This is a genomic window from Microcoleus sp. Pol1C5 (assembly GCF_036701115.1).
Taxonomy (GTDB): domain Bacteria; phylum Cyanobacteriota; class Cyanobacteriia; order Cyanobacteriales; family Microcoleaceae; genus Microcoleus.
In genome coordinates, this window is sequence record NZ_JAUBQE010000008.1 from 53947 (window position 1) to 75134 (window position 21188).

Annotated in this window: 16 protein-coding genes; 9 read left to right on the forward strand and 7 right to left on the reverse strand. The window is 45.7% G+C overall.

Annotation, left to right across the window (positions count from 1 at the left end):
• Nucleotides 1-319 precede the first annotated feature (319 nt).
• Nucleotides 320-2230: an ATP-binding protein gene (locus QUA23_RS06635; protein ID WP_333075230.1), complete on the reverse strand. Its 1911-nt coding sequence runs from the start codon at nt 2228-2230 to the stop codon at nt 320-322.
• Between the two features lie 366 nt (nt 2231-2596).
• On the opposite strand from QUA23_RS06635, the gene QUA23_RS06640 reads away from it, so the two are divergent.
• Nucleotides 2597-2794, forward strand: a complete 198-nt coding sequence (locus tag QUA23_RS06640; protein ID WP_333070153.1) for a hypothetical protein — start codon at nt 2597-2599, stop codon at nt 2792-2794.
• A gap of 537 nt (nt 2795-3331) precedes the next feature.
• On the forward strand, nt 3332-4177 hold the full coding sequence (locus QUA23_RS06645; protein WP_333075232.1) for a cyanophycinase: 846 nt from the start codon (nt 3332-3334) through the stop codon (nt 4175-4177).
• A gap of 163 nt (nt 4178-4340) precedes the next feature.
• Here the strand turns inward: QUA23_RS06645 and QUA23_RS06650 are convergent, their stop codons facing one another.
• Complete coding sequence (locus tag QUA23_RS06650) at nt 4341-4589, reverse strand: hypothetical protein (RefSeq protein ID WP_333064000.1); 249 nt, start codon at nt 4587-4589, stop codon at nt 4341-4343.
• A gap of 840 nt (nt 4590-5429) precedes the next feature.
• Here QUA23_RS06650 and QUA23_RS06655 point away from each other — a divergent pair.
• The 3 genes from QUA23_RS06655 (at nt 5430) to QUA23_RS06665 (ending at nt 8271) form a co-directional block, all read left to right on the forward strand.
• Nucleotides 5430-7088, forward strand: coding sequence for an alpha-amylase family glycosyl hydrolase (locus tag QUA23_RS06655; RefSeq protein ID WP_333075234.1), 1659 nt, complete (start codon nt 5430-5432; stop codon nt 7086-7088).
• Between the two features lie 265 nt (nt 7089-7353).
• Nucleotides 7354-7731: a BON domain-containing protein gene (locus QUA23_RS06660; RefSeq protein WP_333042016.1), complete on the forward strand. Its 378-nt coding sequence runs from the start codon at nt 7354-7356 to the stop codon at nt 7729-7731.
• A gap of 108 nt (nt 7732-7839) precedes the next feature.
• A complete protein-coding gene (locus QUA23_RS06665) occupies nt 7840-8271 on the forward strand; it encodes a DUF2294 domain-containing protein (protein WP_333075236.1) in 432 nt (143 codons plus the stop codon).
• On the opposite strand, the gene QUA23_RS06670 is transcribed toward QUA23_RS06665, so the two are convergent.
• Complete coding sequence (locus QUA23_RS06670; RefSeq protein ID WP_333075238.1) at nt 8225-8683, reverse strand: response regulator; 459 nt, start codon at nt 8681-8683, stop codon at nt 8225-8227. The two genes, QUA23_RS06665 and QUA23_RS06670, sit on opposite strands and share 47 nt — an antisense overlap.
• Nucleotides 8684-9232: 549 nt before the next feature.
• Here QUA23_RS06670 and QUA23_RS06675 point away from each other — a divergent pair.
• Nucleotides 9233-10036 (forward strand): DUF2267 domain-containing protein, encoded by an 804-nt coding sequence (locus tag QUA23_RS06675; protein WP_333075239.1) that lies wholly within the window; start codon nt 9233-9235, stop codon nt 10034-10036.
• Nucleotides 10037-10397: 361 nt separating this feature from the next.
• Nucleotides 10398-13031: an EAL domain-containing protein gene (locus QUA23_RS06680; RefSeq protein ID WP_333075240.1), complete on the forward strand. Its 2634-nt coding sequence runs from the start codon at nt 10398-10400 to the stop codon at nt 13029-13031.
• Between the two features lie 110 nt (nt 13032-13141).
• Here the strand turns inward: QUA23_RS06680 and QUA23_RS06685 are convergent, their stop codons facing one another.
• Together QUA23_RS06685 and QUA23_RS06690 are read right to left on the reverse strand one after the other, a co-directional pair.
• Nucleotides 13142-14794 carry an alpha-amylase family glycosyl hydrolase gene (locus tag QUA23_RS06685; protein ID WP_333075241.1) on the reverse strand — a complete coding sequence of 551 codons (1653 nt, stop codon included), beginning with the start codon at nt 14792-14794 and terminating at the stop codon, nt 13142-13144.
• Between the two features lie 483 nt (nt 14795-15277).
• On the reverse strand, nt 15278-15997 hold the full coding sequence (locus QUA23_RS06690) for a response regulator transcription factor (protein WP_333042026.1): 720 nt from the start codon (nt 15995-15997) through the stop codon (nt 15278-15280).
• A 398-nt stretch (nt 15998-16395) separates the two neighbouring features.
• Between QUA23_RS06690 and QUA23_RS06695 the strand changes: the two genes are divergently transcribed.
• Nucleotides 16396-18264, forward strand: coding sequence for a PAS domain-containing sensor histidine kinase (locus QUA23_RS06695; RefSeq protein WP_333075243.1), 1869 nt, complete (start codon nt 16396-16398; stop codon nt 18262-18264).
• 249 nt (nt 18265-18513) lie between these two features.
• On the opposite strand, the gene QUA23_RS06700 is transcribed toward QUA23_RS06695, so the two are convergent.
• The gene (locus tag QUA23_RS06700) at nt 18514-19041 is read right to left on the reverse strand and encodes an orange carotenoid protein N-terminal domain-containing protein (RefSeq protein ID WP_333075244.1); all 528 of its coding nucleotides are present in this window, start codon (nt 19039-19041) and stop codon (nt 18514-18516) included.
• A 327-nt stretch (nt 19042-19368) separates the two neighbouring features.
• On the opposite strand from QUA23_RS06700, the gene QUA23_RS06705 reads away from it, so the two are divergent.
• Nucleotides 19369-19737: a hypothetical protein gene (locus tag QUA23_RS06705; protein WP_333075246.1), complete on the forward strand. Its 369-nt coding sequence runs from the start codon at nt 19369-19371 to the stop codon at nt 19735-19737.
• A 208-nt stretch (nt 19738-19945) separates the two neighbouring features.
• Here the strand turns inward: QUA23_RS06705 and QUA23_RS06710 are convergent, their stop codons facing one another.
• Nucleotides 19946-21106, reverse strand: a complete 1161-nt coding sequence (locus tag QUA23_RS06710) for a glycerate kinase (protein ID WP_333075320.1) — start codon at nt 21104-21106, stop codon at nt 19946-19948.
• Nucleotides 21107-21188 lie beyond the last annotated feature (82 nt).

Consider the following 21188-nt stretch of genomic DNA (forward strand, 5'->3'; position numbering starts at 1 on the left):
ATAACACAAGAGACCGCCCAGAAACTAAATTCTCTAAAAATTTACGATCGCAGGAATAGGGCTCACCCTCAGAAACCCTATTTCTACGAAAATATTGGTGTGGTAACGAGAAATCTGGCAAGAAACCGGGTTTCTTAGGAATAGTGCATCCACGACTGAGGAATTGCCACCCATTGCAACTAAGTGTAGCGAAGCGAATTCAAATCTGGGTGCTCCCAAGTTCCTGCCCCGCAAGAACCGGGGAACGACAAAAAACCTTAATCTGGTGGGGCGGGTACTCAATACCCGCCCCACAAAGCCAACTTAAATTTGGAACAGCTTACAAAACAGTCCCTATTTCCTTCAAATAAACCCGTGTAAACGGTTCATCATCCCCCAGAGTATACTGTTCGATCAACCCCTGGCGGCGAATAGAAATACTACTTCCTTCCCTCACCACAACAGTATCGTCATCAGTGCTTTCTCTGACCAACATCATCTCAGTTTCTCCGGGATTGTCCAGCACCACCATATTGCTGCCCCGATAAAACATTCCCTCAGCTTCCAAAATATCTTCGGGATATTCAGCTATTAACAAATCGAGCTTGGGATTCCGGAGCAAACTTTGCAAGTTCAGATGGTAATTCTTATTCAAAACTTTTTCAGAACGGTTAACAAAAAGTCCACCGCGACAAACAGCACCGATTGTCCAATCGGGATGCTGCAACAGAATATGGTCGATAGTTTCTTGTAGGTCGTGTACCGAAATTCTGTTGAAAGTAATAATCGGAATCCTGGCGGATTTTCCGGAGTCAAAGAAAGTTTCGATAATATGGGAAGGCACATCAACCCCTTCGCCGACAGCGGGGTTGAGGTGCATAAAAATTCCCGGCGCGGCATTGATCTCGATAATCCCAAAATTGCCTGTTTTCCAAGATTTGGCGAGAGTTTCTGTTACCACATCAATCCCCAAACAAGTTAACCGAAAATGTAGGGCGATATCTTGAGCCAAAACAATGTTATCCGGGTGAATAGTGCGGGTAGCGTCGATGCTGACACCGCCTGCGGAAAGATTAGCGACTTTGCGTAGATACACAGTGCGATCGCGCTCTAGCACACTCTCCAATGACAGCCCTTGTTCTTCCAGATACATTTCCATCGCTTCGTCGGACTGAATTTTGCTCATTGCCGAAGTTGGCGTATCCAAACGTTCTGGTTTGCGGTTTTCACGGCGGATCAATTCGCGAATTGTTGAGTCGCCATCACCTGTTACCGACGCGGGCCGGCGTTCAGTTGCAGACACAAACTTGCCGTCAACGCACAGCAGCCTAAAATCAGATCCTTTGATGCTGTTTTCCACAATTACTCGCACCGGGTCTGTTTCGGGAATTGCCTTAACTGCTCTTTTAAAAGCTGCCTGCAATTCCTCACCATCTCGGACATCTGCTGTTACGCCAATTCCTTTATGACCGACTACTGGTTTGATAGCAACTGGGTAGCCAATTTCTCTAGCAACTGCCAGAGCTCCGTTTTCTGTGGAGACAATATCGCCTTTGGGAACAGGGAATCCTAATGTAGCGAGAAAAGCTTTACAATCGTCTTTGCGCGTGGTAAAATCTGAGTCTAAGTGGCTGTCAGAATCAAAGGTAGTTGCAGAGCCGCGAACAAGTTTTTTGCCGTACCCATATTGCATTAGTCCTTCATCCCACAAATAAAATGCGGGAATGCCTTTTTGGGATGCCGATCGCATTAACGAATAAACTGTCGGGCCTCCGTAGACTGACTGCCGGAACATATTCTGCAGCGCGCCTATTTGTGCTTCCAAGGGAAAGTCTTGATTTTGATTGATGGCTTCAAACCAATCCCAAACTGCGTACACTACTGCTCTGCCGGTGCGGGCGTGAAGTGCTTCTATGCTGATTCTGTGAAAGTGAGAACATGGCTTGACGTTCCACTCTTGGAAGTGCAAACCCATGTCGAGTTTTGCTACTTCTGAGGCGGTACGCCCGAACAGTTGGGCATGGTTCGAGAAAGTTTCGTGCAGCAGTTGCGGGTAGCGATCGCTAATAATTTTATGGTAATGTGCGATCGGCAAAGGTTCGCTCGCCCCCGTTACCGCTAAATCGAAAACTAAAGCGGCGGTGTCTAAATAAGGGTTTGGCCCCATATAGTGTTTGAAGTTGAAAACATCAAAAACATCGGTTTTTCGAGCATTGACGCGGGCTGTTTCGGTGCTTTTTTCTTGCAGCATTTTCTAACCTCCTTTGAGTTAAATTTTTACGGTAACTTTATAGTCGGGGTATGGGATACTACCTGCGGGCATAGATATTCCAGCAGTCAGACAAATACTCCGAGCAATTCTGTCTTTAGTATTGCCAGAGAGGGCGAGTGGGATAGTAGGGCAGATGGGCAGAGGGTGGGAGGGTGAGAGTGGGAAAATATTTCTTGTTCCTTCAAGATCTGACTAAGCATTGATGACTAAGCATTGATGACTAAGCACTTATGACTAATGACTACTTCTTTCCCCCCTCCCCAAAAAAGCTATAACTTTTGAGAGGTACACTCTGTACTTATAATTGTTTATGACAGTGAAAGAAAATTTAAGAGGCAGCAAATTATGAAGATCGCACAAACTGCTCTCAGGGACAAAGTTCACCAATTAGCTGAGGAAGCATTTCACCGGAAGCTAATTTCTGGCTACGGCGATGGTCAAAACAGCAACGAATATCAGATTGTCTGGAACGGCAAACCCAGACACCTACCTTTAGAACGGGCGAGTACCATATTGAGCAATTTGATCGAGCGATCGCACTAAGGGGCGATCGGACCAATTGAAGACTTACGCTCATCAACCCGATTTCTACGAGCAATCAGAGGAGGATTAGCGAAGAATCGGAGCAGAAACCGGATTGATCACCTCGCGCGCGTCAACCCTGTAATTTAAGCTCATTTCTTGACCCCTCCTATCTCCTGTTAGGGGGGGATAAGTTTGTTTTGTCGATCGTCGAGGATGAGCTAAATAGATAGTCCTAGACGCAGAAACCGGTTTTTTTACCAGTCCCGGACGCAAAAGCTTTCTCAAAAACCGGGGTTTCTCAGTTAAGGTTTTCGGTTCACACGCAGAATTTTCGTTTCTATTTCGGGTTTCTTTAGCCTAGTACCTCCTGGACTGTTGAACAAAAACATCGTTACAGCCACGAGCAAGAGTAAACACCCATATCACCCTTGCTGTGTGCGTCCTGGAGGGGTAGCAGTCTGAAATTTTTTTGTATTTATATATACCTTTTGGCAGTTTTCGGAAAAAGGAATTTTGTGTTTTAGTGAAATTTAATAAATTAAAAGTGGAGATAATATGGCGAGCAACGAAGTTCAGGGGAAGTTGCTAATTATTGGTGGCGCCGAAGACAAAGAGGGGGACTGCAAAATTTTGCGGGAATTCTTGCGCTGCGCCGGAGGCACTAAAGCCCGCATTGTAGTAATGACCGCTGCAACAAGCCTACCGGGAGAAGTGGGAGATAATTACATCCGAGTGTTTGAGCGACTTGGCGCTGAAGACGTGCGAGTTGTTGACACCCAGAGACCCGAAGATGCCAGCGATCCAGAGCATTTAGAAGCGATCGAACAAGCCACGGGCATATTCTTTACCGGCGGAGATCAAGCGCGGATTATTAGCTGCTTGAAAGACACCCAACTCGACGCAGCTATGCACAAACGCTACTCTGAAGGGATTATCATTGGCGGCACCAGTGCCGGCGCCGCGATGATGCCAGACATGATGATTATTGAAGGAGACTCGGAGACAAATCCCCGCGTTGATGTGGTAGCAATGGGCCCGGGAATGGGTTTCCTTCCCAATGTTGTCATCGACCAGCATTTCGCCCAACGAGGTCGTCTGGGTCGCTTAGTTACGGCACTCTTGCTGCAACCGGCTGTGTTGGGATTTGGTATTGACGAAAATACAGCTATTTTAGTCCACGGTGACGAGTTGGAAGTCATTGGCGAAAGCGCTGTAACTGTCATCGACGAGTCGGAAAAACTCCACGACAATATGGAGGGACGGTTGAAGGATGAGGGTTTGGCGATTTGCGGAGCCAAGTTGCACATCCTCCCCCACGGATATCGGTTTAACTTGAAAAGTCGCCAGCCGGTGTTGGATAGCGTAGCAACTACAGCAGACAGAGAAACGGCGGCCGCCTAATTTACTTGCAACTGGCAAACATCTTAAAATTATATGTAGGGTGAGCAATTTACACCTTACCCCTTCTACCAACTAGGATGGTTAAAAGCCCAGTTGCTGTCTCCAAAACTAATAAAAAGAAGAGGATTATACCTCTTCTTTTATTGGTGCGGTTTAAGATTTTTTAAGCACTTTTCTGTTCGCCAAAAATCGACTGCTGCCCTTCTTCTGTCGATATTAAATTCCACCCTTGAACTCTCAGCTTCTGATAAGTTGCCCATCCCTTAGAACCGCCCGGTTCCCGGTAGTCGGATACAGCAAACTGCGGAAAAGCTGTATAAGGCCGCCACGCCTGACGGGCATCGGTACGCAAGTGCAATATCTTTTCTCCATTGCCTCCGAGTCTGGGCAACCAACACATTTGTTTTAGCATTTTTAACACTCCAGAGTTTTACAGTAACGGTAATTCGCCAACATCCCACATTAAACTTTTAGAGCCTTAGAGCCACTGCTCGGAATATCTAACCGGTAACAGGGACGAATGAGATTTTCACCAATTACCAATTACTGGGGTAGCAGCAGTCGTTAAAGCTGATTTTGGTTCTACAAAGTTTGCCGGTCAAAAACTATAAAACAAGTGCTACCAAGACATAAGCAAAAATAATCATTGCTATTCTCGGCTCAAACTTGGCTTAAAGTCGCAGGAAAACCCAGTTGAATAAAGAATTCATTTTTCTGGTTTCCCTTGCCTTATAATTACACGCTCATCCTCGCTGTTTCCGCAGAAAATGACATCTTTCTACGGTATTATTCCTGTCCGCTAAAAAATGTTTCTTTAGTTACAAATCTTAAATGTTCACCACGATTTATCTAGTTATCAAAAGTTAAATTATTTTTCATACAATACTTCGGACAGTTTTTGATAGCCAACCGTAGAATAAGGGTTCAAGGCTCTAAGGCAAGTTCGCTACCAACGGAAAATCTAGGGTTTCAGGCTACCAACTCCAAACAGCCCGGACTATTTTTCATAAATAGCACTTAATAATTTTTAGTTACTTTAACTACATTTTTGATTAAAATCTGGTTTCCGGGTGCCTAGGGGCGCACCTTACTCAATCGCTAGGGTTCGCACTACTAAATCTTCCGGCTGCGCCCCCAAGTACCTTACAACATAAGAGTTACAGGTTTAACTCTTAAGAACGATGGCGACAGATTTACCAAATTGTAAAAATTAATACTAATCACACTTATAAGTTCTGAAAACAAGGTATTCATGGCCGCTGCAATTGAATTCAAACTCTTCGCTCCCAACAACAAAGCAGCTACACTGATCGGCTCCTTTTCCCAATGGGAAGAAATTCCTTTAGAAAAAGATGACAAAGGTTATTTCCGCACTAACATTAAGTTAGAAGACGGTATTTATCAATATAAATTCCGAGTTCAGTCGCAAAGTCCCTGTTTGGAACCGGATGAATGGGTAGAAGTCAATGACCCCTACGCGACTGAAATTGACCGCACTACTAATACAAGTACAGTTCGCATCAAAGCAGGCGCGCGAATTATTGATACCTATGTTTGGCAGCACGACGACAAAGAACTCCCCAATAATGAAGAATTAGTCGTTTACGAACTGCACGTTGCTGATTTTTCCGACGAGTCCGATGGTTCCGACAGTTGCAGTAAATTCCAGCAGGTGAGGGAGAAATTAGATTATCTGTGCGATTTGGGGATAAATGCGATCGAACTAATGCCAGTTAATGAATATCCGGGCGATTATAGCTGGGGCTACAAAGTCCGCGATTTCTTTGCCGTAGAGTCCAGTTACGGCGCAACTGCAGATTTGAAGCAATTGATTGACGAGTGCCACGGACGGGGCATTCGGGTGATTCTGGACGGGATTTACAACCACTGCGATGAAGAATGTCCCTTATTGCTAATCGATCGCAATTATTGGTACTACCGCGACAAACACTATCCCGAAGATCCGGCTAACTACTGGGGCCCGGAGTTTAACTACGAAAACTTCGACCCAAAACTCGACATTCGTCCCGCTTGGAAATTCATCGGCGATGTCGTTAATTTCTGGATTCAAGAATATCATATCGACGGCATTCGCTACGATGCTGTGCGGCAGTTGGACAATCGAGATTTCCTACACTGGATAACTCGTGAAGCGAAAAAAACCGCCGGTAACAAGCCATTTTACAACATAGCAGAACACATTCCAGAACTTCCCGAACTCGTCGCTGCCGACGGGCCGATGGATGGCTGCTGGCACGAAAGTTTTCGCATTTTTGCCATAGAAAACCTGGCGGGGAAGACTTTCGATATCGAAAAGCTCAAGCAAGTTCTAGAACCCAAACAACAAGGCTATCAAAACACAACTAATGCGATCAATTATTTAGCCAGTCACGACCGTGACCACTTGCTGGCCGAAGCCAGCTTTCGCGATATCGATCGAGAAGCGGCTTTTAAACGCGCTAAATTGGGAGCGGTTTTGTTAGTCACAGCAGTAGGAATACCGATGCTGTGGATGGGCGAAGAGTTTGGACAATCTACTGGGCAAACTCCCAACCAGCCGAATAAACTGCAATGGTCTTTGTTGAAAAATCAGCCAAATCATGAGTTGTTGGAATACTACAAACAGGTGATTCGGCTGCGGAAAAAAGTTCCGGCACTTTATACCGAAAATATTGAATTCATCCACGAAAATCCCGAAGCCAAAGTGCTGGCTTACTATCGCTGGAGCGATGAGGGAACGCGAGCAGTAGTTGTCGCTAATTTTTCGGATACTTATCTATCTGGTTACTGCATTCCTAAGTTTCCGGCGGCAGGAACTTGGCACGAGTGGATGTATAACAAAATAGTAGAAGTTGGGGAAGAAGGGTTTAAGTTTGATTTGCCGGAATGGTCAGCGCAAGTATTTGTTTGAGAGCGGGAGAATTATGTCTCCAGGCAGATGAACGGTCCAGTTGTACAACAGTAAATTGTATTTAAGACGGGCGCACCAAGCTCAACAAACTGGGTTTTTCTACCTAGGTGGATGGCTGTAACGATACTTTTTTGTAAAAAAACTCGGTTTCTGCATCCAAGAGTGCGATCGTAATTCCTGGTATTGAGAATAACAATTACAGGGCGACTTGCCAACCGTGAATTAACACGTCAATTAACACAAACTTTGTCGGAGGACAAACTCTATGGGCTGGCTAAAAAGATTGTTTGGTTTAGAAAAACTTGAAAATCAAGAAACAGTTGACGCTCCTGCTTACCAAGCGCCTGTAGCTCAATCTCAAGCTCAAGCTCAACCTGCTGCGAGCGCTCAGACAATCCCGCCGGAACGCATGGGCTTGAATGGAGAATACGATCAAAGCGGTTTAGCTAAACGGGTGGCTCAGGCTTTCGATGCAAATCCAGATGTTGCGGATATTGAGACTGTTTATGTAGCTCAACTTGGCACTACTGTGGTTCTCAAAGGTACAGTTCCCAGTCAGGAAATTGTCAACAAGTTGGTGACAATTGCTAAAGGTGTTAAGGGTGCAACTGGGGTGGAAACTAATGAAGTTACTGTCGGCTAACGCGACGGTTATTTCTAATAGTTAGCAGTTAGCAGTTAGGAGTTAACTTAACTGCTAACTCCTAACTGCTAACTGTTTTTTTTATCTCTCATGGTTTCAATAAAAAATATGACAGGGGACACCTTAGAACCTACTCGCGGGAAATTAGAACGGACTCTTTCGCAGGGAATTCAAGCTTTGTACCGCTCTCAACTCGGACACTCAACGAGTCAGGCGCTCTGCAATCTTTTAGATAACAAATTGATAATAGTTGTCGAAAATGGGCTTACTCAACCCGAAAAACTGCTAGCTGAGAACGGTCAGCAAGATTTGGCGTTGCAGGTGCGGACACAATTAGAATCTCTTCTGGAATTGCCACTGAAAGAATTAATCCAAAAGGTTTTGGGCGTGGGAGTCGTTGATTTGCTCCGCGATGCGACCTTGGAGACGGGCCGCACTGGAACGATCGCAATTTTGGACTCTGCACCTCAAGTTCGTGATTCTAATTATAAATCTAAAACTCAACCAAAACCATTTGAGAGTGGAGATGCTCGCGGATAATTGTTTCTAAATCTTTGATGTTAAAAGGTTTGGAAAGGTATTCCACGCAGCCGGCTTGGAGAATTTGAGCGCGGTCTTCTGGTTTTGCTAGTGCTGTGACAGCAACAATCGGAATATGTCTGATATCGGGGTTTTGTTGGACGCGCTTTACTACTTCCATACCGTCTATATCCGGCAAGCAAATGTCGAGTACGATTAGGTCGGGATGTCGATCGACTGCTGCTGAAATAGCTGCGTACCCGTCAACTGCTACCACGCACTCGCAGCCGAATAAATCGAGTATTTGTGTCAGCAGTTCTAAGTTGTCCGGATTGTCGTCTACAGCCAACACTAAAGGACGCTTGTCAACTGAGGCTTGACCGCTAGTGAAAGACGAGGATTCCAATTTATTGTTCCAATGAGGGTAGTTCATAAATGCCGAGCGAAACGACGATCAAAAAAGTTGTCTCCGAGGCATTCTTCAAGTGGCGCTGCGGCACTTGAAACAGATTGGCTCGTATTGGTAGCTCTCCGATGACCAGTTTTTGGTCTAACCCGATACAATATTGCTACAAGCTGCTGGCTAAAGGACCGCAGTTGATTAACCGCATAGCATCTGCTTAATTGTACCTCTCCCAGCACGAATTACCAACTGACGCGCTAAGAGCGCGTCAGTTGGTAAAAAAAATACGCACTAAATACAAAGAATCTTACCAATAAAGCATCCTCGCTCAATAGCGTTCAATTAGTGGCGACAGCTTTTTAGGATATTAAGAATATTAAACATGGGTTCCTATACAGGGATCTACCTAAAGGAAGATTCTAACGGACACTTAATTTTCCTAACTTCCACCTGCTGAGAGATACTTGATTACTCTACTTTAGACTTCAATGTTTTTAAGTAGTAATCATCACAATTTAAGCCAGTAAAAAAAATCAGTTTTTACATGAGCTTTACCGGATATTAACCTAGGAGGTTTGAATGACAATTCCAATCAGAGACGACCTGACTTACATTTTGCTCAAAAAGATTGGCAGCGGCAACGGCAAGGGAGAGGCGGAAATTAGGAACGCAGCGGAAGAATACGTCGGTCACGAGGTGGCAGAAGCGGAATTGCTCGGTCATTTGGACTACCTCAACCAAAGAGAATTTATCAAAGCTCAGTTTAGTGGCGAGCCTTATGGAGGAACTGAGGTATTGCCGCCTTTAGTCGCATTTCAAGAAGCTGAGTTAACAGACAAAGGCCGCAAACTGTTACACAAAATGGAGACGAATCCTCCGACATCGCTCCACCACGAAGGATCGGCAGTTCCTATCGCTTCAAAGGATATGCCGTTTTTGGAAAAAGTGATGGTAAACGGTCACTTGGAGGATATTTTTGATGCCAGGGACATTACCGAAGTAGTGTACCGGGTCATGCGCGATGTGATGACAAAAGATGCCATCGAGCACGTGGAATCTGAATTGCACAAAGAAGTTTTGCCTACGGATGACAAAACCCTGCAACAAGAAATAGCAGACCTCTGGAAAGATACAAATCCGCTGGTGGGATTGCTCAGCCGCATACGTCAGCCTTTGACCGGCCCGCCTGCACCTGCGGGGATCGATGGCAATTTGTTTGCACGGAGGGTGGAACTAGAAGGCTCACTTCCTTCGGGAGTAAAACCGGAAACTGCGATCGCGGCTGTATTTTCTGCCACGAAGGATGAGTTGTCCGAGGAGCGAATTCAGGAAATAGCTGGCTTTTTGCCCGACAGAATTCGGGGAATTTGGGAGTCGGCTTAATGAGAGATTTTAAGGTATAAATACTTACCAGCCGGGTTGAGCAACCTGGTTTCTCTATACCTTTTGTCTTGTAACTCTGGAATTGCTTTGTAATGAGGACGAAAGTCGCGATTAAACTCGATCGGACTTTCGTCCTCACTAATTTTCTGATGGCTCTTTTCTTGCTTTGTAAGTGCTGTGAAAAACCCGGTAGATCGCCGAAATTTGTCGAAAAAGCCGAAATATTCCCATAAACCGAGTTTCTCGCTCTGGGGTTAGGTCAACCCCCTAGACGCCGCGAAAGTGTTGTAATGTATAATACAATGCAAGTTAAGACTGTGGCTCGCAAAAATGCTGTCAACAGCCCGGGAGATCAAAAGGCATGGCCCGCATCAAAGTTAGACAAATGTCACGATCGACTTTACAACAAGAGATTTTACTCAATCGAATTACTAATCGCATCCGGAACTCTTTAGAACTGCAGGAGATTTTGACGACAACTGCCAGAGAAATCCGCAGCTTTTTAGAGAGCGATCGAGTAAAAGTTTATCGCTTTGAGGTCGACGGTAGCGGTGAGGTCATTGCTGAGTCGCTCAACGGCAACAATTTGTCCTCTATGCTGGGTTTGCGCTTTCCATCAGGCGACATTCCCAAGAGTGCTCGGGAAATGTTTCTCAAAGCGCGGCAGCGAGTGATTGTAGATGTGGAATTGAAGCATCAAACAATTAATCGGTTAGATTGTCCCGAAACCGGCAAAACTTTAGCAGTTGAAGATATTAGCTATAGTCCTGTAGACCCCTGTCACGCTGAATATCTGAAGGCTATGGGGGCACGTTCTTCTCTGACGGTGCCGATTCTGCATCAAAATCAGCTTTGGGGGCTGTTGGTGTCTCACCACAGCCAACCGAAACGGTTTAGCGATCGAGAATTGAAAATGGTGCAGTTGCTTGTGGATCAACTTTCAATTGCGATCGCCCAATCTTTTCTGCTGAGTCAAGCTAGACAGCAAGCGCGTGACGAAGCCGTTATCAACCAAATTACCAGTTTGCTGCATTCTCCTCTGGAACTCAACGAAATTCGGAAAGCAGTTCTCGAACAAACAGTCAAGCATTTGCACGGTTCGGGAGGGCGACTCTACCTTGCAGCCGAGTTTGGCGATCGACCGGCTTTGCTTTATACCTGTGGCCAGCAGCCCGCGGACATCGACCTTGAACTCAGCCCGTTTTGGCAGCAGATCATGGGGTTTGACAACCAAGGCGATCGAACACAAACTGCTAATCATACAAGCCAATTAGATATTTTTGAAAATCTGTATTCCCAGCATTACAGTTCAATTGACAGCAATGTTTCCAGTTTTATCGTACCGCATTTGTATGCAATTGCAGATATTTCTAAAGAACCTCAACTCAAATCTGTATCTGCCAATTTAGTCGCAGCTTCCATTCGTTCATTTTTGGCAGTACCGCTGCAATACCGCCAACAGTGCATCGGCTGTCTCACCGTTTTTCGCAGCCCCATAAAAACCGAAATTTTGTGGGCGGGCCGTTGCAGTTCGGACGCCCGGAACGATCGTCCCCGACAGTCCTTTGCAGCTTGGAAAGAAATCAAAACAGGCGAAGCTCAAAAGTGGACTAGCGAGGAACAGAAGCTAGCACAATCTTTAGGAACTCACCTGTACATGGCTGCAATGCAGAGGCGCGTCGAGGCGATGATCCGACACCAAGCTTCTCACGACCCATTAACCGGTTTACCTAATAGATTACTGTTTAATGAAAGGCTGTCTTTAGCTTTAGCTAGCGCTCACCAAAATGGAGAAATGCTGGCGGTAATCTTTCTAGATTTAGATAGATTTAAAAATGTTAACGATACTCTCGGTCATCCCGTGGGTGATTTGTTGCTGCAAAGTGTATCTCGGCGTTTGACTAACTGTTTGCGCGTGGGGGATTCGATGGCTCGTTGGGGCGGAGATGAATTTACTGTGCTGCTGTACAATATCAACAGCCCTGACGAAGCAACTAAAATTTGCCAGCTAATTATCCAGAGTTTAAGCAGTCCTTTTGATTTTGAGGGTCTAGAACTTTATATTAAGGCTAGCTTGGGAATTGCTTTGGCTCCTTATGACGGAGAAGATGCAGAAACTTTGCTGAAAAATGCTGATGCTGCAATGTACAAAGCTAAACAGAAAGGTCGCAATAATTATCAGTTTTACACGCGGGCGATCGGCAGTAAAGTCTCCGAGGATCTTAACTTAGAAAATCATCTTTACAAAGCTCTAAAAAAATCCGAGTTTGTGCTGCACTATCAACCGCAAATAAATTTAAAGACTGGTAAAATAGTCGGCATGGAAGCTTTGATTCGCTGGGAACACCCCGAACGCGGTTTGATTTCTCCCGATCGATTTATTCCCTTAGCTGAGGAAACCGGATTAATCTGCCAAATAGACGAATGGGTGATGCGGACTGCTTGCTTGCAAAATCGAGCGTGGCAGTTACTGGGATTGCCGCCGATGCGGATAGCGGTGAATTTATCAGCCCGGCAGTTTCTGCAACCTCACACGGTACAAACCATCGCTGAAATTTTATCAGAAACCAAGTTAAATCCCGAATATTTAGAAATAGAAATTACCGAAAGCATTGCCATGACAGATGTGAGCTTTACCGTGTCGGTATTGCAGCAGTTGCAGGACATGGGAATTCACATTTCTCTGGACGATTTTGGTACCGGTTATTCTTCGCTGTGGTCTCTGAAAAACTTTCCCCTCAATCATTTAAAAATAGACAAATCCTTCGTGGCAGATTTGGTGACCGGCAGCAACGGTGCTACTATTGTGAAACTGGCGATCGCCTTGGGACAGGGCCTGAATTTACAGGTGATTGCTGAGGGAGTGGAAACAGCAGAACAGTTGGCGTTTTTGCACTCGCATCACTGCGATATGGGTCAGGGTTACTTTTTTAGCAAACCCATACCGGCGGCGGCTATAACCCAATTGTGCTTAGAAAATCAATCTGGTAAATAATATCAATTCCGGTTGCACCGTCCGTGATTGTTGACTGTTGACTCACCGTGAACAGTCAACAGTCAACAGTCAAAAATGATAAGGAGTGCAACCGAAATCGATAGGACAGCTTACTGCCAAACAAACACTTTCGCTTCGTATTCCGGCAAGTCAATCATAATATTGTCATCGCCAGATTCAATATCATAATTCCCTGTCCATTCGTGCCAAGTTCCGTTTGCCGGGAAGTGGGGAACGCTGTAACCTGCTAGATAATTTTCCGACATATTCGCCACTACTACCACTCTCGAACCTTCATCGTTCCAGCGAGTGTAAGCAAAAACTTTCGAGTCGGGGTCTTCGTGGAAAAAGTCGATGTTTTCTGTGTAAAGTGCTTGGTTATTTTTACGCAGGTGAATCAAGCCTTTGTAGTATTCCCACAAACCTTTATTCTGGTCATTTCCTAGCAGCGTCCAGTCAATTTTAGATTGCTCAATTGTTTTGGCTTTGTATTCGCCAAATTCTTCGCCCATCCAAATCAGCGGCACGCCAACTGCTGTCATTAACAGCACGGTTCCCAACTTCGCCCGTTTGAATGCCGCTTCATCCAAAATTCCGCGATCGCCCAATTCGGCAAAAACGCGATCGTGGTCGTGATTGCTCAAATAATTGACTACATTTGTAGCACCCAAGAAACCTTGCCGCTTGCAGTCGATTACCTCTTTGAGCCGTTCTAAATCAAAATTGTCCCCGCAGAGTTGTGGAATTAGGGAGTGATAGAAACTGTCGTGCCAGCAGCCGTCCATCGGCCCGTCTAAATTCGTGATGCTGGGATTTTCGGGAATGTATTCGGCAACGGTATAAAATGGTTTGGGACCGGCGACACTTTTGGCTTCTTGAACGACCCAGTGCATGAAATCGTAGTTAGCAATTTGTCGCGCTGCGTCGAAACGAATGCCGTCGAGATGATATTCTTGAATCCAGAAGCGGACTGTATCGCCAGCAAATCTGCGGGCCGGGTAAGTGTCTAAGTTTTCGTCGTAGAATTCGTAGTTAAATTCCGGGCCCCAATTGTTGTCTGGATCGCGGGGTTCGTGGTGAAACCAATAATCGTGATCGATTTGAGTGAGGGGGCTCGATGCTTCCGAGTGGTTGTAAATCCCGTCGATGATGACGCGAATGCCGCGCCCGTGACACTCGTCTATCAGGTTTTTGAGTTCTTCTGTGGTTCCGTAGCTGGACTCGGCAGCGAAGAAGTAGCGGGGGTTGTAGCCCCAACTGTAGTCGCCTGGGTATTCTTTGAGGGGCATGAGTTCGATCGCGTTGACGCCGAGTTCGACTAGGTAATCGAGTTTTTCGACAACGTGCTTGTACTTGCCGCGGGCGAAGGGATCGTCTTCGCCGCCGGAAAAGTCAGCAACGTGCATTTCGTAAATCACTAATTCCCGATCGGCCGGTAGCGGTTTGTCGTCGTGTTTCCAGACGTAGGTATCGACAATGCGATCGCCATCTTTGATCCGAACAAGGCCGTTTTGAGTAGGATCGTCGATATCAGTCGCGTAGGGATCGACTATATCTACCCACTGATCCGCTTCCAGAAACCAGCTTTTCGACTGAACGCGAAATTTGTATTGATAAACGCCATCCTCCAACTCAACTCGCGTGCGGAAATAACCCTCTTCGTCCTTTTCCATCGGAATCTCTTCCCAATTAGAAAAAGAGCCAATCAAGGCAGCTCCTTTGTTATAGGGAGCAAATAACTTGAATTCAATTGGGGCGGCCATAATACCTCTTTCTAAAATATTTCAGTAACAGTTGATACTTTTAATTTCGCTAATTTAAGCGAACTCAGCATCGCTCTGCGGATATAATTTTTTTAAGGCTTAACTATTCCTAAAAGTATCCCAATCTGGCCTGGGCCTGCGCCTTTTATGAAGTGATATCGCGCAATATTGGCAGTGGGAGCGAAATTTATCTAACTGGGTATCGCTCAACAATAAGTATCAATAATATCATAGTTTTTTAGCATCTATCTTAAGGTATACTTACTTTTTTAACTTGAAAAAAATATCTGTACTGGGATAGATGCGGATTTAAAATTTATTACTTTTTTAACAACAAACAATTGCTCGGCTGGTGCACACTGCCTACCCTACTTTTTTGGTAATAATTAGTCAGTCGGTGTGCACTGCACACCCTAAATCAGTGCCCGTAAGGTGCGCACAGCGCACCCTACTTTTAACTTGATTTTGCCTGATGATAAGGCTTCATCCAACCAAGCCAGAACGCAGGGCGAGAACGGCAGCCTGAGTGCGGTCATCAGCGCACAACTTGTTCAAAATATTGCGGACGTGAGTCTTGACTGTACCGACAGTAATGTAAAGCTTTTCGGCGATTGCAGCATTGCTGTAACCCTGCACGATCAGTTCCAAAACCTCTAATTCCCGCTCGGTTAAAGGGTAAGTCTCAATGATGTGACTAAACTCGGGTTCGGCAGCCTTAATTGTGACTCTTTTGCCCTCAGCCTTCGGTTCTTCCGGTGCGGGTTCCTGAGTGCGAGCTTGTTTCAGGACGATACGGGCGATCGCCGGATCGATCCAAGAATTACCTTCGTGAGTTACTTTTACTACATCTAATAACTGATCGAAGCTAATATCTTTCATGCAGTAAGAGTCAGCTCCGGCGGCAAAAGCTGCCAGAACTTCTTCTTCATTGTCCTGAAAAGTCAGAATCAAAATTTTTGTATCTGGATCGGACTCCGCTACGGATTTTTTGAACTTTTGTGTAAGTTCAATGCCATCAAAATCCGGCAACCCAATATCTACAATAGCCACGTCAGGTTTTGAAGACTGAAGCAGTTTCAATCCATCTGTAGCGTTAGCTGCATCGCCGACAACTTCTATCGTGTCACGCTGTTGTAAAGCTGTGCGGATGCCGACTCTTGTCAGGTCATGGTCTTCTATCAAAGCAACGCGAATTTTACTCATCTTTCTTCCAATAGTCCGCTAAACTTTTAAAATATCGTCAACTGACTCAGCTAAACTGAGTAAATTTGAGAATGTGTCCTGATTTAGGGTTTTACAGGCTGCACATCATTTTTAAGCATACTCATGCAGCCGCCAAGAATGCAAGTTAATTTTTAAGTTATTTTGCGGCGATGCCTGCACGAGCCTTCCTCTGGACAGGTAAGCTCTCAATGTTTTAACAGTTTAACTGAATTATCTCATTGTCCGCCCGTTGATAGAGGTAAAGATATCACTACCGAGATAAGTTTAAAGTATAAAAAATTTTGATGCACTTGGCACGTCAAAATCAATAAAGCTAGCAGTACGAGTCTTTAGCCGGTGTTAGGGCTCAAGTCCAATGCTTATTTATATAACCTGTTATGACTCAGTATGACCGCAATAAGTCTTTTCCGTCGGAGTTTTCCGACTCTGAAATCTTACACAAAGTATCTGAAATAACATCCCCCCAACCGCAAGTTGGCGACCGCGAAACTCAGCACCATCGCCTGCAGTCGGCAATTCCTCACATAGTTTGGAAAACAAATGCCGACGGCTGGGCGACTTATTTCTGTCAGCGCTGGGAGGAGTACACCGGCGTACCAGCAGCAGCAGCTTTGGGTTTCGGCTATCTGGCGCAGGTCCACCCAGAAGACCGTCCTAGTCTTTTGGCGAGATCGCACACTTCTAAGTTCCCGCCGTCAAGTTACGAAATTATATTTCGTCTGCGGACGCGAGAGGGCATTTACCGCTGGAACCTGGCCACAGGAACGCCCGCTAATCTAGACAGTCAGGAAGTTTTGGAGTGGGCGGGAACCTACACCGAAATCGACGCCATCCAACAAACTCCAGCCGAACCCCAAGCAGAACCAGAATTTTGGCCCGCTCAAGTGCCCTCGGAAAACAATTTTACAGCAAAAAATTTGTGTGAAGGCCGGACGGTACGGGACGGGGAACACGAGTTGCACGCGATCGATCGATTTACAAATCTGTTAAGCCAGCGCGCGGGTAGCTTGTGCCAGTTGTTGCAAGGCATTGCGGATGCGACTGTAGAGGCGATCGCAGGAGCGGAATTTTGCCTAGTTGCTCTCCTGGAGTACGATTGCAGCGGCCTCAAAGTCAGCGCTGTCGGGGGCACGGAAAACTTTGGTGAGGGCACAACCCCGCACGTGCAAAACAAGCTGCTGTGGAAAGCATTTGCGACGGGAGAGTCTGTACTGTTGCGGTCGGAGTCGAGCGACGGCTTGCTGCCGGCGGCGGCCTGTGCTGCGGCGATCGAGTCGGCGCCAAGCGGGCGTTTGGGTGTGTTGGCCATCGGCAACGGCAAAGACAGCAGGGCGATTGACAGGCATACTCAGCAACTGCTGGCGGTGATGGGAAAACAAGCTGCGATCGCGATTAACAACGCGCTGGCGATCGAAAAATTAAAAAAACAGGAACAGCTTTTAGACTTGCAAAACGAGCTGCTAATTCGCCAGCAGGAAGAACTGGAAAATCAGGGGCGACGCATTCAACAGCAAAAATTGCAACTGCTAGAAGCAGCCAAGTTAAAATCGCAATTTTTGGGCATTATGTCCCACGAATTGCGAACTCCCATGAATTCGATTATCGGCTTTTCCCAATTGCTGCTGCGCCAGCACAAACAACTGCTGACCCCCCAGCAAACAGAAATGGTGGGGCGCATTTTACATAACGGCAAAAACCTGCTACTGCTAATTAACGATATCCTCGACCTCTCCAAAATCGAGAGTGGCCGCACTGAATTAAAAATTGAAAAATTTCATTTAGGGCATTTAGTAATGGATGTCGCCCGGGAATTCGGAAATCAAGCCACTGATAAGAACGTGCCAATGGCCGTCAGCGTCGGCTTGCAGGATCAGTTAATAGTTAATGACAAGTTACGCCTGCGGCAAATTTTGGTGAATCTCGTTTCCAACGCGGTTAAATTCACGCATGAGGGGAGCATTTACATTGAGGTGCGGGAATTAAATTGCGATCGGTTAACGATCACCGTTCGGGATACAGGAATCGGCATCTGTGAAAAGTATCTTCCCCACATTTTCGACAAGTTTCACCAAGGCGACCAAACCACAACTCGCTACTATCCAGGCACCGGTTTAGGACTAGCTCTTTGTGCTTCTTTAGTCAAGATGATCGACGGTACAATTACTGCCGAAAGTCAACCCAAAAAAGGTTCGATATTTCGGATGGAATTCCCGCGAAAAGTTTACCCTAAAACACTCAGTGGCTGACTGAAGACCTTTTTATATTTCTCAGAAGAGCCGATTTTAACTGCTCATACAAAAACTTTCGTCCCTCTCTAAGACACGAAAGAATAAATATGAGTAAGAGCAAAAAAAGGTTTTACCTAGTAATTATAGCGGTAGGGTACACCTCGGCGCACCCTACATATAGAGGTTTTGGGTAATCCCTTTATTCTTGAGTCCCTCTCTGCTAGGAGGAGAGTTTGTGTAGGATAGGTTGCAACAGCAGACTCTTATCTACAGACTAGAAGTTTTCCCTACTTCCGACTGAGTAGCAATTGGTTTAACATCGGTGTAGCCCATATTATTAGCTACGTCGCGCAACACTGTAATTTGCTGTTCAAACTCAAGACCTTCAATTTGACCCAACACGCCATTGACAGCCTCAGTTGCCTCATATCCTTCGGGGATATCGACAATTGTTTCCCCCATACCAATAGCCCAAGCATACCAAACCACCAACTGATTGTTAGCAGTTAAAGCTCCGTAAGCGTGAGAATAGGGCGTGTCGTCGCGGTTGACAATACCGCGCATTATATTCAGTTGTTGGTCATGGGAAAGCTTGTAAAAATCATCCAGCAGCATGGGAGCTAATTCTGGTTCGGCGGCGGCGGGAGCTGCTGGTGTAACTGAGTCTCCCATTTTTTCATAAACAAAATAGAGCAGCGCCAGTTTTTCATCTGTACCCAACCCGTTGATTGCCTGAACGATGTTTTGAGTGTCGTTGGAGAGAGAGTGAGGATTGGTCGCGGCGGGTGAGTTCATAAACAAAATTCCTTAAAAATGCTTCCAGAATATACAAATATCAAGATTTGTAAGTACAAGTCACCATCCCCGAGAGGTAATACGATTTGAGATTTGAGATTTGAGATTTGAGATTAAACAATGAGGAATGGCTTAGTATGTATGGGTTGGGAGCTTGGCTAAAGCTGCATTCTTTTCGGAAAGTGATGTAATGTTAAGGCACTAACCTAGAATAAATCATCCTTAAGATAGAAGCCAACGATACATCTGCGGGTAGATGAAAAAGCCGGGGAGTAAAGTAATAATTGATACAGTGAATTGTTAAATAAAACTACCAAGGAGTCGGCTATGTCTGAAATCAATACAGAAGTCAATAACACTGAAAACTTTGACGCTCAGCAGATCACTGAAAACGCGGAAGCTGGAGAACAAAAGTTGCCGACCGTTGATGTATCAGCAGACTACGAAGCTTCAAAAGAATTCAGCGTTAGTGACATCGATCGCACAGGTGCCGGCGCTCAAGCTGCCGCCGCTGCAACTGCACCTAAATTTCCTATTCCCGCTGCTCAAGATAATAGTGCAAAGCCGGCAGATACAAGCGGCAATCCCAATGATTTTCGTTCGATGGCTCAGGAAATTAAGCCTGCTGGTACACCGGGCGAAGTTACCGACGATTTGATGCAGAAAGCGATCGATCTTGGTACTCCCGGCAGTTAATTTAGAAATTCTCTATCCTCCATGCAAAACCTCTGTATTATAGGGTGCTGATGCCCCGCCTTACCCCTATAATTCCCGCGTCAAATCACGTTTTGCATAAGTTCTGAATTGTCAAGTGAGTGTACGATAAGCTGCCATACAGTAGGGACACAACATTGTTGTGTCCTTAAAGGCTGCAATAGGGTAGGGACACAACTTTGTTGTATCCTTAAAGGTTTAATTTTAAGTCGATCGCCCGACAAACTTTGCCGACAGCGCGGTCGCCCAAAATTTCAATTACTAAATCCACGCAATCGCCCTCCAGCATCGACTTAATAAATAACTCTGGATGCAGCGCTTTCCAGAAATATTCAACAAACCGATTAATCTCAGCTTCTGACATTCCCGACTTCCCCGCCGCCATCATTTCGCGTTCCGCCTGATTGCGCCACACTTGAGAAATGCGATAATCTTGGGGATACAAAACCATCAACCGATCTAATCGGTTCCACAGCGGCAGATAGTCGTGCAGCTTGGCATTCATATCGCGCGCAAACTGACAGTCGCTTTCTGTGGAAATCGGAAACGGTGCAGTCGCCAAAAACTCGTTTAATTTGGCATCAACCACCGGATTCACACCGACAAACCAACCTTCAAAAAGTACAATATCCGCACCGGAAATAATTTCTGGTTGACTTCTATCTCCTGCACCTCCATAGGCAGATTTGTCAAACCTGGGAATTTCTATATTTTTATTAATTAAATCGGGTTTGAAGGCATCAGATTTGGGATTGTCAAGTCCTGCTAAATTGTGAGTTAGAGAACCGCGCAACTTGTCTAAAACTTCGATGCCCAAGTCAATATCGTGAGTGCCGGGAGGGCCGCGCCAAATTAAACGCGGGTCTGCTTTTTGGAGTTGTTGGCGATCGGCATAAGTCTTGTAAAGATCGTCTAAAGAAAGGCTGACAGTAGAATATCCCAATTTTCGCAGAATCAACCTCAAAACTTGGCATAAAGTAGTTTTTCCCGTTCCTTGCCCTCCTAAAATTCCTTGAATTAAAGGACGGTTTAAACTTTGTTTGGCAGTCGATAATTGCATTGCCAGCGGCAGCCACAGATTCCACAAAGTTTCGAGGAAAACAGTTGACTTTACGGGGAAAGTATGCAGTTCGTCAAGAAGAGAAAAGAATAAATCGGTTTTGCAGCGGACAACATCGGCTACATTGTCGGGAGTAATCCCAAAAGCGCGCGTTAGCGAAGCCCTCGAAGAGGATCGCACATCATCCGCCAGTTCCCAAAAAGCCAGGTGCTCGAAGTCGGGCGCGATCGGGCGATCGCCGGCTTGCCACCGATGTAAAATTTCAACAGGCGTTACAGTCGATCGATCCATCTTCTCAAAACTCTTGATGCCAGAGCGGGTTTTGTACAAATCCTATCTGCAATTGACAAATATTTGACCCCACTCAAAACGG